Below are 12,584 nucleotides of genomic sequence, written 5' to 3'. Positions count from 1 at the left end.
CCTCCGGCAGCGACGACGCTGATCAGTAGCCGTACGACGCCGGAGGCGCAGTGGACGTATCGATGACCCTTTGGGTGCTGACCATTCTTGGTCTGGTCGCCCTGATCGCGGTCGACTTCTTCATCGGGCGCAAGCCCCACGACGTATCGATCAAGGAAGCAGGAATCTGGACGGTCGTCTGGATCGTGCTGGCCGCCCTCTTCGGGGTCGGACTGCTGATCTGGGGGAACGCACAGGCTTCGGGCGAGTTCTTCGCCGGCTTCATCACCGAGAAGTCGCTGAGCGTCGACAACCTCTTCGTCTTCATCCTGATCATGGCGAAGTTCTCGGTGCCGTCCCAGCTGCAGCAGCGCGTCCTGCTGTTCGGTGTGCTGATAGCCCTGGTGCTGCGCGCCGTCTTCATCGCGGCCGGTGCCGCGGTCATCGCCAACTTCTCGTGGATCTTCTACATCTTCGGCGCGTTCCTCATCTACACCGCCTGGAAGCTCATCCAGGAAGCGATGTCGGACGACGAGGAAGACGAGTTCGAGGAGAACCGCCTCCTCAAGTCCATCGAGAAGAAGTTCGGCGTCGCCGACCGGTACCACGGCACGAAGCTGTTCATCCGGGTCAACGGCAAGCGGATCCTGACGCCCCTCATGGTCGTCATGCTGGCGATCGGCACGACCGACGTGCTGTTCGCGATGGACTCGATCCCGGCGATCTTCGGCCTGACCCAGGACCCGTACATCGTCTTCACGGCCAACGCGTTCGCGTTGATGGGTCTGCGCCAGCTGTACTTCCTCATCGGCGGACTCCTCAGGAAGCTGGTCTACCTCAGCTATGGCCTGTCGGTGATCCTCGGCTTCATCGGTGTGAAGCTCGTCCTGCACGCGCTGCACGAGTCGGGGGTGCACGTGCCGGAGATCTCCATCCCGGTCTCCCTGGCCGTCATCTGTGGTGTCCTGGCGGTCACCACCATCGCCAGCCTCATCGCCTCCAAGAAGCAGGCGCAGAAGCAGGCCCTCGACGGTGGGGACGACGGCGACCAGGACGGCGGCGCGACCGACGGCGCCCGCAAGGACAGCATCAAGGCCTGACCCGCCCGGCTCGGCACAGAGCTCGGCACAGAGAAGGAGCGCGCGGCTGCCGGCCGCGCGCTCCTTCTCTCGTTCGGCCCCATGCCCACGTGCCCGTCCCGAAGTCGCGGCCCCCGCACCGTCGGTGCACCATCGAAGGCATGATCGCTGGGCTCCGGAGACTGGTCACGCAATGGACGGCCGTCGTCCCCGTCCTGGCGGTCGTCCTGCTGGTGTTCACCTGGGGCCGCTCGCTGCCGGGCGCCGTCGTGGCCGTCGTCTCCGTCGTGCTCGCCGCGTCCGTGCTCGCCGCCGTCCACCACGCCGAGGTGGTGGCCCACCGCGTCGGCGAACCCTTCGGCTCCCTCGTACTCGCCGTCGCCGTCACCGTGATCGAAGTGGCGCTGATCGTCACCCTCATGGTCGACGGCGGAGAGAAGGGTGCCACGCTGGCCCGTGACACCGTCTTCGCCGCCGTCATGATCACCTGCAACGGCATCGTCGGACTGAGTCTGCTCGCCGCCGCGTTCCGGCACCGCGTCGCCGTCTTCCAGTCCGAGGGCACCGGCGGCGCGCTCGCCACGGTCGCCACCCTGGCCACGCTCTGCCTGGTCGTGCCGACGTTCACCACGAGCAAGCCGGGCCCGGAGTTCTCCACCTCGCAGCTGATCTTCGCGGCCTCCGCCGCGCTCGTCCTGTACGGGATCTTCGTGGCGACCCAGACCGTGCGGCACCGCGACTACTTCCTGCCGATCACCAAGCAGGGCAACGTCATCGACGGCGACGACCACGCGGACGCGCCCACCACCCGCACCGCCCTGATCAGCCTCGGCTTTCTCGGACTCGCCCTCGTCGCCGTCGTCGGCCTCGCCAAAGGCGTGTCACCGACGATCGAGTCGGGCGTCGAAGCAGCCGGGATGCCGCACTCCGTCGTCGGTGTGATCATCGCGCTCCTCGTCCTGCTGCCCGAGACGATCGCGGCCCTGCGCGCGGCCCGCCGTGACCGCGTCCAGACGAGCCTCAACCTCGCGCTCGGCTCCGCGATGGCCAGCATCGGACTGACCATCCCGGCCGTCGCCATCGCGTCGTTCTGGCTGTCGGGGCCCCTCGTCCTCGGGCTCGGCGCCACGCAGATGGTGCTGCTGGTCCTGACGATGCTGGTGAGCACGCTGACCGTCGTCCCCGGCCGCGCCACCCCGCTCCAGGGAGGCGTCCACCTCGTGGTGTTCGCCGCGTACGTGGAGCTGGCCGTCACGCCGTGACGGTCACGGTGATACGGCCGGGCAGCGCCGTGACGCCTCGTGATAGACCGAGAGGGAGCAGCCGCCCGACGCACGGAGGTCCCCTGTGCCCCGCACCCTCGCCAACGCCCCGATCATGGTCCTGAACGGCCCGAACCTGAACCTCCTCGGCCGCCGGCAGCCGGAGATCTACGGGTCCGACACCCTCGCGGACGTCGAGGCCCTGTGCGCCAAGGCCGCGGCCGTGCACGGCGGGAGCGTCGACTTCCGGCAGTCCAACCACGAGGGTGAGCTGGTGGACTGGATCCACGAGGCGCGCCAGAACCACGTGGGCATCGTGATCAACCCGGCCGCCTACTCGCACACGTCGGTGGCGATCCTGGACGCCCTCAAGGCATGCGACGGCCTGCCCGTCATCGAGGTCCACATCTCCAACATCCACCAGCGCGAGGAGTTCAGGCACCACTCCTACGTGTCCCTCAGGGCCGACGGCGTGATCGCCGGATGCGGGGTCCAGGGGTACGCGTTCGCGGTGGAGCGGGTGGCGGCCCTGGCCGAGCCAGGCGTGGCCACGGTCTAGTACCGCCGGACTCTCGTGCTCCGTGGAGTGAACACGCCCGGCACGGCCGGGCGTTGACTCACCAGCCGCGCTCGCGCCACTCCGGCAGATGCGGCCGCTCGGCGCCGAGCGTCGTGTCGTTCCCGTGCCCGGGGTAGACCCACGTCTCGTCGGGGAGCTCGCCGAAGATCTTCGACTCGACGTCGTCGATCAGGCTCGTGAAGGCCTTCGGGTCCTTCCACGTGTTCCCCACGCCGCCCGGGAACAGGCAGTCTCCGGTGAAGACGTGGGGGTGGCCGTGCGGGTCGTCGTAGACGAGGGCGATCGATCCGGGCGTGTGACCGACCAGGTGCCGGGCGGTCAGCGAGACCCGGCCCACGGTGATCGTGTCCCCGTCCTCCACGAGCACGTCCGTGGGGACCGGGATGCCCTCCGCGTCGTAACGGCCCGCGTACGTACGGGGGCCCGTGACCTCCACGACCTGGGCGAGTGCCTGCCAGTGGTCGCCGTGCTGATGCGTCGTGACGACGGACGCGATGCCGTCGTCCCCGATCAGGGTCAGCAGGGTCTCCGCGTCGGCGGCCGCGTCGATGAGGAGCTGCTCGCCGGTGGCGCGGCAGCGCAGCAGATACGCGTTGTTGTTCATCGCGCCGACCGCGACCTTGGAGATCATCAGGTTCTGCAGCTCGTGCACATCCGCCGGGCCGCCGACCTTCACCGCTCCGCTGTACGTCATGGACTCAGCCTATAGCGGGGGTACGACAGGCAGCTGTCCGCCTTCGACGGTGAGCCCGGAGCCGTCGCGCCGCCCGGAGAGCCAGCCGAGCAGCTCCGGGGCTGGGCCCGCGACACCGACCGGACCCGTTCCGGCGCCGCCGCCTGTCGTCCACACCAGGCCGCCGTCCGACTTGAGGCCGGTCGACGGCATGGCGGGGTGCCCCGCGAAGCGCTCGGCGAGGAAGTCGATCTCCCGCTCGACGAACTCCGCCGGCAGATCCTCCAGGTCGTATCCGATCCCGAGGTCGACGTGGTGCAGGTCGACCTCGACCCAGCGCCGGAAGGGGATCCGGGAGGCGGAGTCCTTGACGCCGTTGCGCAGCTCGACCGTGCGCGTCCAGTCGGACGGGACCTCGGCCCGGGCCTCGAATCCGGCGGCGCTGGTCCGCAGGTCCTCGAGCTGCTCGCGGAGGTCGCGCGGGGCGTCCCGCTCGATGTCCGCGTCGCGCGCCTCGGCGCTCGGGTACATGGGCCGGCCCGCGAGGACGTTCGCGAGGGCGTCCGCGTTACGGGCGAGGTGGGCGAGGACGTGGCCCCGGGTCCAGCCGGGAAGCCGTGACGACTCGGCCACAGCCGCGTTGTCCAACGTGCCGACAGCGGTGAGGAGCCGGTCGGTCGCTTCACGTACAGAGGCCAGGTCGCGCACATGATCGCTCATGGCGCAGACGATAGCGCCGCCACTCGATCGGGTGAAGGCGGCCTACCGAGACCAGAAATCGAATGTACGTGCTATAAGCTCGGTGGCGGCATCGGGCATTCTTGGTGGTCCGGGTTTGTTACCAACCATGGAAAACAGTCCATCGCTGACGGTGGCCCCCCTAGTCTCGAAAGACAGGGGCCCCGCCCCTGTTGCTTCTCTCAAGAAAGGTGCGGACCGGCGTGGCCGACCGTCTCATCGTCCGTGGCGCGCGCGAGCACAATCTCCGTAACGTCTCGCTCGACCTTCCGCGCGACTCGCTCATCGTCTTCACGGGTCTGTCGGGGTCCGGCAAGTCGTCGCTCGCCTTCGACACGATCTTCGCCGAGGGGCAGCGGCGGTACGTCGAGTCGCTCTCCTCGTACGCACGTCAGTTCCTCGGCCAGATGGACAAGCCGGACGTCGACTTCATCGAGGGCCTCTCCCCGGCCGTCTCGATCGACCAGAAGTCGACCTCGCGCAACCCGCGCTCCACGGTCGGCACCATCACCGAGGTCTACGACTACCTGCGTCTGCTCTTCGCGCGCATCGGCAAGCCGCACTGTCCCGAGTGCGGCCGCCCCATCTCGCGCCAGTCGCCGCAGGCCATCGTCGACAAGGTCCTCGACCTGCCCGAGGGCAGCCGCTTCCAGGTGCTCTCGCCGCTCGTGCGCGAGCGCAAGGGCGAGTTCGTCGACCTCTTCGCCGACCTCCAGACCAAGGGCTACAGCCGCGCCCGGGTCGACGGACAGACGATCCAGCTGTCGGAACCGCCCACCCTGAAGAAGCAGGAGAAGCACACCATCGAGGTGGTCGTCGACCGCCTCACGGTGAAGGAATCCGCCAAGCGCCGTCTGACCGACTCCGTGGAGACCGCGCTCGGCCTGTCCGGCGGCATGGTCGTGCTCGACTTCGTCGACCTCCCCGAGGACGACCCCGAGCGCGAGCGCATGTACTCGGAGCACCTGTACTGCCCGTACGACGACCTGTCCTTCGAGGAGCTCGAGCCCCGCTCCTTCTCCTTCAACTCGCCCTTCGGCGCCTGCCCGGACTGCACCGGCATCGGCACGCGCATGGAGGTCGACCCCGAGCTGATCATCCCGGACGAGGACAAGTCCCTCGACGAGGGCGCCATCCACCCCTGGTCGCACGGGCACACCAAGGACTACTTCGGGCGCCTCATCGGCGCCCTCGCGGACGCGTTGGGATTCCGGACCGACATCCCCTTCGCGGGCCTGCCGCAGCGCGCCAAGAAGGCCCTCCTGTACGGCCACAAGACGCAGATCGAGGTCCGCTACCGCAACCGGTACGGCCGCGAGCGGGTCTACACGACCCCCTTCGAAGGCGCCGTCCCGTTCGTCAAGCGGCGTCACAGCGAGGCCGAGAGCGACTCCAGCCGTGAGCGCTTCGAGGGCTACATGCGCGAGGTGCCCTGCCCCACCTGTGAGGGCACGCGCCTCAAGCCGATCGTCCTCGCCGTCACGGTGATGGAGAAGTCGATCGCCGAGGTCTCCGCGATGTCCATCAGCGACTGTGCGGACTTCCTGGGCGAGCTGAAGCTCAACGCGCGCGACAAGAAGATCGCCGAGCGGGTCCTCAAGGAGGTCAACGAGCGGCTGCGGTTCCTCGTCGACGTCGGCCTCGACTACCTCTCGCTCAACCGCGCGGCCGGCACCCTCTCCGGTGGCGAGGCCCAGCGCATCCGCCTCGCCACGCAGATCGGCTCCGGTCTCGTCGGCGTGCTCTACGTCCTGGACGAGCCCTCGATCGGCCTGCACCAGCGCGACAACCACCGCCTGATCGAGACCCTCGTACGGCTGCGCGACATGGGCAACACGCTCATCGTCGTCGAGCACGACGAGGACACCATCAAGGTCGCCGACTGGGTCGTCGACATCGGCCCCGGCGCGGGTGAGCACGGCGGCAAGGTCGTCCACAGCGGCCCCTTGAAGGAGCTGCTCGCCAACGCGGAGTCGATGACCGGCCAGTACCTGTCGGGCAAGAAGTCCATCCCGCTGCCGGACATCCGGCGCCCCGTGGACCCGACGCGCAGGCTGACCGTGCACGGCGCCCGTGAGAACAACCTCCGCGACATCGACGTGTCGTTCCCGCTCGGCGTCCTGACCGCCGTCACCGGTGTCTCCGGTTCGGGCAAGTCGACTCTGGTCAACGACATCCTGTACACGCACCTCGCCCGCGAGCTGAACGGGGCGCGGAGCGTTCCCGGGCGGCACACGCGCGTGGCGGGCGACGACCTCGTCGACAAGGTCGTGCACGTCGACCAGTCGCCGATCGGCCGCACCCCGCGCTCGAACCCGGCGACGTACACCGGAGTCTTCGACCACGTCCGCAAGCTGTTCGCCGAGACCACCGAGGCGAAGGTCCGCGGCTATCTGCCCGGACGCTTCTCCTTCAACGTCAAGGGCGGCCGCTGCGAGAACTGCTCCGGCGACGGCACCATCAAGATCGAGATGAACTTCCTGCCGGACGTCTACGTCCCGTGCGAGGTCTGCCACGGAGCGCGCTACAACCGCGAGACGCTGGACGTCCACTACAAGGGCAAGTCCATCGCCGAGGTCCTGGACATGCCCATCGAGGAGGCGCTCGGCTTCTTCGAGGCGGTCCCGGGCATCGCCCGTCACCTGCGCACGCTGAACGACGTCGGCCTCGGGTACGTCCGGCTCGGCCAGTCCGCGCCGACCCTCTCCGGAGGCGAGGCCCAGCGCGTGAAGCTGGCGAGCGAGCTGCAGAAGCGGTCCACGGGACGCACCGTCTACGTCCTCGACGAGCCGACCACCGGTCTGCACTTCGAGGACATCAGCAAGCTCATCACCGTCCTGTCGGGCCTTGTCGACAAGGGGAACTCGGTGATCGTCATCGAGCACAACCTCGACGTCATCAAGACCGCCGACTGGGTCGTCGACATGGGCCCCGAGGGCGGTAACGGCGGTGGCCTCGTCGTCGCCGAGGGCACCCCCGAGGAGGTCGCGGCCGAACCGTCCAGTCACACCGGCAAGTTCCTGCGCGACATCCTCGGCGCCGACCGGTTCAGCGACGCGACGGTCCCCGCGGCGCGTACGAAGAAGACGGTGGCGGCCAAGAAGGCCGCGGCCGCGAAGAAGACCGTCTCGGCGACGGCGAAGTCCCCGGCGAAGAAGGTGGCCACGGCCAAGACCACGGCGGCCGGGACGTCGGCCACGAAGGCCGCGGCGAAGAAGCCGGCCGCCAAGAAGACCGCGACCAAGTCCACGCGGGCCCGCAAGGCCTGAGCGCGGGCGGTCCGCGACCGGACGGAGAACAACCGGCGCCCCACGGGAACTCCCCGTGGGGCGCCGGGCGTTCATCTGTCAGCCACCCTGGCACTGCGGCTCGACGAACTGCATGTCCAGCTGAGCAGGTCTCCCACCTCGGGCACGGGGCCGCGATTTACGACCCGCACGTCGTCGCGCTCGTCGACGAACTGACCGTCACCGCGGGGGCGCCCTTCGCCGACCGGCTCGCCGCTGTCCCTTCCCTGCCTCGTCGCGCCGGTGTGGATGTCGTCGCGCTCGTCGACGAACTGACCGTCACCGCGGGGGCGCCCTTCGCCGACCGGCTCGCCGCTGTCCCCTCCCTGCCCCGTCGCACCGGTGCGGACGTCGTCGCGCACCCCGAGGCCGGCACACTCCGCCTGGCGTACGAGACGCCGGCCATGCCCGAGGCCGACGCCCGGCGCCTCGTCGTTCACCTCCCGGCCGACGACGCCACGGCGGCCGCCCTCGACCGGCTCAGCGGCCGCAGGCCGGGGGCACTGCGCGCGGTCAACGGGTGACCGGCGGGGCGCGCACGGCTCACCGAGGCAGGTGAACGGCCCCTACAGCGGCGGGAGTTCGGACAAGTAAGGGGGCTCGGCGCCGGCTCGCGAGCAGGTGACCGCGGCGGCGCGCGCGGCGAACCGCAGCAGCCGGTGCCACGCGTCCTCGGCGAGGCCCGCCACCGCCTCCACGGACAGCGCGTCCCACGCGGCCAGACCGTGCAGCAGCGCCGCGTTCACGGTGTCGCCCGCGCCGATCGTGTCGACGACGTCGATGCGCTCACCCGGTACGTCGTACCGCGCGCCGCCCCGTGTGAAGACCGTCAGGCCGTCGCCGCCCCGCGTGATCACGACGGCCGCGGGACCCGAGGCCAGCCACTCCTGGGGGGTGCCGCCCAGCCACTGCGCGTCCTCCTCGGACAGCTTGAGCAGGCCGGTCGAGGGGAGCCAGCTCTTGAAGCGCGCCCGGTACGCGTCCGGGTCGGGGATGAGGCCGGCCCGGATGTTCGGGTCGAGTGCGGTGAACACGCCCTGGGCCGAGGCCGACCGCATCAGCTCCTCGTACGCGCTCGCGCCCGGCTCCAGAACCAGCGAGCACGTGCCGAACGACACCGCGCGCGTGCCCGGCGGAAGCCGGTCGGGCGCGGAGAAGAGCCGGTCGGCCGTGCCCTCGACGTAGAACGAGTAACCGGCCGAGCCGTCCGCGGCGATCGACGCGACGGCCAGCGTCGTCGGTTCGTCGCCCCGCTGGACGTACGACACGTCCACGCCGGCCCGCGCGAGTCCGCCGAGCAGTGCCTCGCCGAACGCGTCGCGGGAGACCCGTGAGCAGAAGGCCACGGGGGAGCCGAGCCGGCCGACGGCCACCGCGGTGTTGAAGGGGCCGCCGCCGAGCCGGGGCGCGAGCGCGGGCAGGTCGCCACCGTCATCGGCGGCCCCGCCCTGCGGCACGAGGTCGATCAGGGCCTCTCCGGCGACGACTATCACGGGTGGTTCCTTTCGGGCTGAACTGTGGAGCGGTGGGGAGTGCGGCCGTGCGGTGGATGGGAGGTGCTGCAGGGGGCGAGGCACAGGCTAGAGGCTCGCGGGCTCGGGCACAGCGCCCCGGCCGGAAGCGGGCACGTCCGGGACCGACTCGGGCAGACCCTTCGCGTCGGGACGCAGCGTGGCGACGGAGACGGCGGTGAACGCGGCGACCATCGCCGCCATGAGCAGATAGGTGGGCGCGAAGCCGAGGCTGTCGTAGCCGATGCCGGCCAGCGGGGAGATGATCGCCGCGCCGAGCTGCGCCGCGAGCTGGAAGCCGACCAGATAGATCGAGGACGACAGGCGGGACTCGAAGTGCCGGTTGATGTACTTGAAGATCGCGATCAGCATGATCGGCAGCTCGGCCGCGTGCATCAGCTTGACCGCCGAGATCGCCATGGGGTCGGTGACCAGGCCGGAGAGGCCGATGCGGGTCGCCATGACGAAGCCGGACAGGAGCAGTGACCGCTTCGGGCCGAGCCGGTTGACGAGGAACGGCGCGAGGGCCATGCCGCCGGCTTCCAGGAAGACCTGGAAGGAGTTCAGGTCGCTGTACATCTGGTTGCCCTCGGCCTTGGTGCCGAAGAGCGACGAGAAGTACGAGGGGAACATCTGGTCGTACGTGTTGTACGTCGCCGTCACCGCGACCACGAAGAGCAGCAGCCCCCAGAACGCCGGATAGCGCAGCAGGGAACGCACGTCGGTGAGCGAGACCGACGAGGCGGCGGCGTCCACGGCGGCGGAGCGACGGCCGTCCGTGACTCGGATCGCGGCGATGAGGGCGACGAAGACGGCGGCGGAGACGGACGCCGCCCAGAAGTTGAGCTCGGGGTCGATGTTGAACAGTCGCCCGGCGAAGAATGTCGCGGCGGCCCAGCCCAGCGAGCCGAACATGCGGGCCCGGCCGAACTCGAAGCCGTGGAAGCGGCCGAGCCGTTCGGTGTAGCTCTCCAGAGTGGCGACGGCGACCGCGAAGGCCATGGCCAGATAGACGGAGCCGACGACGAGGCCGAGCGCGAAGTGGGTCTTGAGCAGGGGCCCGTAGACATAGATGTACATGGGGCCGACCAGCAGCATCAGGCCGCCGATCCAGTACAGGAGGTTCTTGCGCAGGCCCAGTTTGTCCTGGACGTAGCCGTAGAGGGGCATGGTCAGCAGGCAGCCGACGGCGTTGGCACTGATGACGAGGGAACTACGGCCCGCGGAGAGGCCGATGTCCTGGGTGAGCCAGATCGAGAACAGCGACCAGGACAGTGACCAGGTCACGAAGAACATGAAGAGCGCGGCGCTGGCAAGCGTGAAGTTCACCCGCCGCCGGCTTGCGGGGGTGGGGGTGGGGGCCGCTGTGGGGGTGGGGGCGGTAGTCGTGGGGAGGACGACGCTGAGGGCGGTGCCTGCGGGGAGGTCGGTGCTGGGGGTCGCGGTGCCTGGGGTGGGGGTGGTGCCTGGTGCGCCTGGGGTGGTGGTGCCTGGGGTGCCCGGTGCTCCCGGGCTGGCGGTGGTGCCCGCGGTGGGGGTGGGGGCGGTGGGGGCGGTGCTCGCCGGAAGTGTGGTGCTTATAGGGAGGCAAGTGCTGGTGCCCGGTGCGCCCGGGGTGGTGGTACCCGGGGTGGCGATGCCCGCCGTGGGAACGGTTGCGTCGGAGGCGGCGGCGCCGGCGGCGCCGGTGGCGCCCGGGGTGGCGGTGGTGCCCGCCGGGAGCGCGGTGCCCGTGGGGACTGCGATGCCGGGGACCCTGGTGCCAGTGGCGTCCGCCGTGGAGACAGCTGCGGCGGAGACGCCAAGGGTGGCGGTCGTGGGGGCCGGGGCGCCGGTTCCCGTGTGGGCGACGGGGGGTACGGGGCGGGCCGTCGGGGCGGGCCCCGGCGTCGTCTGGTCGGTCATCTGCTGCGCTCCTTCGCGCCTGTCGCGCTGACTCATGATGCCGGAACGCGAGCTTCCGGCAGAGACCTAACACGTGCTAGATGGCCACAACTATCACGTGTTAGGTTCGTTAAATCAAGGTTCCGGCGGCATGACGATCAGCCGGACTCAGCGAACAGGGAGCCGCCGACATGGCCGACGACATGGCCGACCGCAACGTGCCCCGCCACCACGTCAGGCCCGCCGCGGGGCAGTGGTGCAACGACCCGAACGGCCCGGTCTTCAGCAACGGCCGCTACCACCTCTTCTTCCAGCACAACCCCGGCGCGCCCGTGTGGGGCGACATCCACTGGGGTCACGCCTCGAGCCCCGACCTGGTCCGCTGGACCGACCACGGCATCGCGCTCACGCCCACCCCCGGAACCCGCGACGAGCTGGGCGTCTGGTCGGGCTGCGCGGTCGTCGACGACGGTGTGCCGACCGCCGTCTACACCGGCATGGACCGCCACGACGGCATCGGTTCCGTCATGCTCGCCCGCGCCACGGACCCGGACGTCACGGCGTTCAAGGCGGAACCCGAACCCGTCGTCCCCGGCCCGCCGGCCGGCCTCGACCTGACCGCGTTCCGCGACCCCTACGTCTTCACGCACGAGGGGCGGCGCTGGGCCGTCGTGGGAGCGGGTCACCTCGGCGGCCTGCCCGACGTCCTGCTCTACCGCGTCGACGCGCTGACCGACTGGACCTACGCGGGTTCGCTGATCGACGGGACCGACCCGGTCGCCGCGCGCCGAGCCGCACCGGCCACCGCCTGGGAGTGCCCGGCCCTGCTGCCCGCGGGTGACGGCCGCTGGGTGCTTCTGCTCTCGCTCTGGATCGACGACATCACGTACGCGACGAGCTACCTGACCGGCGAGCTGCGCCCCACGGCGGACGGTGGTCTGCGTTTCGTCGCGGAGGCGGGGGCCGGGGGAGTGCTCGACCACGGACGCGACTTCTACGCGCCGACCGCCCTGGTCGAGAGCGATCGCACCCTCGTGTGGGGGTGGAGCTGGGAGTCGCGCACGGAGGCCGAGTCCGTGGCGGCGGGCTGGGCCGGGTGCCTGTCGTATCCGCGCGAGCTCGGGCTGCACGCGGACGGCTCGCTGCGGATGGCGCCCGCGCGGGAGCTGATGGCGCTGCGGGGCACGCCGGTCCGGGTCGGCGACGAACTCCCGGTGGCGTACGAAGTCGTCCTCGATGTCGCCGTGACGCAGCCGGACACCGAGGCCGAACTGCGGCTCGGCCCCGCCGTGGCGCTGCGGGTGAACCCCACCAAGGGCACCCTCACGCTCGACAGGACCGGCGCTCCGGCGACGGCCACGCGTCCGTACCGGCGTTCGGACACGGTGACCGCGGCGACGGGAGCGGTGTCGCCGGGCGGGCGGCTACGGGTGTTCGTGGACGGGCCGTTGATCGAGGCGTTCTGGGGCGAGCGGGTGATGCTCACGGAGAAGGTCCACCCGGCGCCGACCGGCCTGCTGTCGGCCGAAGTCACTCAGGGGGCAGGCGAGTTGACGGTGGAGGCGTGGGCGGTCGCGGACTGATCCCGGAG

10 protein-coding genes are annotated in these 12,584 nt (G+C 70.3%); 6 read left to right on the top strand and 4 right to left on the bottom strand.

The window, feature by feature from the left end; genetic code table 11:
• Nucleotides 1-50 precede the first annotated feature (50 nt).
• The 3 genes from LGI35_RS13460 (at nucleotide 51) to aroQ (ending at nucleotide 2,879) form a co-directional block, all read left to right on the top strand.
• Complete coding sequence (locus LGI35_RS13460) at nucleotides 51-1,079, top strand: TerC family protein (RefSeq protein ID WP_227294091.1); 1,029 nt, start codon at nucleotides 51-53, stop codon at nucleotides 1,077-1,079.
• A 140-nt stretch (nucleotides 1,080-1,219) separates the two neighbouring features.
• A complete protein-coding gene (locus LGI35_RS13455; RefSeq protein ID WP_227294090.1) occupies nucleotides 1,220-2,320 on the top strand; it encodes a calcium:cation antiporter in 1,101 nt (366 codons plus the stop codon).
• A gap of 85 nt (nucleotides 2,321-2,405) precedes the next feature.
• Nucleotides 2,406-2,879, top strand: a complete 474-nt coding sequence (gene aroQ, locus LGI35_RS13450; RefSeq protein ID WP_227294089.1) for a type II 3-dehydroquinate dehydratase — start codon at nucleotides 2,406-2,408, stop codon at nucleotides 2,877-2,879.
• Between the two features lie 58 nt (nucleotides 2,880-2,937).
• Here aroQ and LGI35_RS13445 read toward each other — a convergent pair whose 3' ends face one another.
• Nucleotides 2,938-3,594, bottom strand: coding sequence for an MBL fold metallo-hydrolase (locus tag LGI35_RS13445; RefSeq protein WP_227294088.1), 657 nt, complete (start codon nucleotides 3,592-3,594; stop codon nucleotides 2,938-2,940).
• 9 nt (nucleotides 3,595-3,603) lie between these two features.
• Nucleotides 3,604-4,293, bottom strand: coding sequence for a maleylpyruvate isomerase family mycothiol-dependent enzyme (locus tag LGI35_RS13440; protein ID WP_227294087.1), 690 nt, complete (start codon nucleotides 4,291-4,293; stop codon nucleotides 3,604-3,606).
• Between the two features lie 221 nt (nucleotides 4,294-4,514).
• On the opposite strand from LGI35_RS13440, the gene uvrA reads away from it, so the two are divergent.
• Together uvrA and LGI35_RS13430 are read left to right on the top strand one after the other, a co-directional pair.
• The gene (gene uvrA / locus LGI35_RS13435) at nucleotides 4,515-7,580 is read left to right on the top strand and encodes an excinuclease ABC subunit UvrA (RefSeq protein ID WP_227294086.1); all 3,066 of its coding nucleotides are present in this window, start codon (nucleotides 4,515-4,517) and stop codon (nucleotides 7,578-7,580) included.
• Nucleotides 7,581-7,843: 263 nt separating this feature from the next.
• Nucleotides 7,844-8,122 (top strand): MmyB family transcriptional regulator, encoded by a 279-nt coding sequence (locus LGI35_RS13430; RefSeq protein WP_423835705.1) that lies wholly within the window; start codon nucleotides 7,844-7,846, stop codon nucleotides 8,120-8,122.
• Nucleotides 8,123-8,164: 42 nt separating this feature from the next.
• On the opposite strand, the gene LGI35_RS13425 is transcribed toward LGI35_RS13430, so the two are convergent.
• Together LGI35_RS13425 and LGI35_RS13420 are read right to left on the bottom strand one after the other, a co-directional pair.
• Nucleotides 8,165-9,091, bottom strand: a complete 927-nt coding sequence (locus LGI35_RS13425; protein WP_227294085.1) for a carbohydrate kinase family protein — start codon at nucleotides 9,089-9,091, stop codon at nucleotides 8,165-8,167.
• Nucleotides 9,092-9,178: 87 nt separating this feature from the next.
• On the bottom strand, nucleotides 9,179-10,438 hold the full coding sequence (locus LGI35_RS13420) for an oligosaccharide MFS transporter (RefSeq protein ID WP_227294084.1): 1,260 nt from the start codon (nucleotides 10,436-10,438) through the stop codon (nucleotides 9,179-9,181).
• 758 nt (nucleotides 10,439-11,196) lie between these two features.
• Between LGI35_RS13420 and LGI35_RS13415 the strand changes: the two genes are divergently transcribed.
• Nucleotides 11,197-12,576, top strand: a complete 1,380-nt coding sequence (locus tag LGI35_RS13415) for a glycoside hydrolase family 32 protein (protein WP_341483501.1) — start codon at nucleotides 11,197-11,199, stop codon at nucleotides 12,574-12,576.
• Nucleotides 12,577-12,584: the final 8 nt, after the last annotated feature.

Source organism: Streptomyces longhuiensis (assembly GCF_020616555.1).
Lineage (GTDB): Bacteria > Actinomycetota > Actinomycetes > Streptomycetales > Streptomycetaceae > Streptomyces > Streptomyces longhuiensis.
The sequence above is the reverse complement of the archived record's forward strand: the minus strand, read 5'-3'. Positions and strand labels throughout refer to the sequence as shown.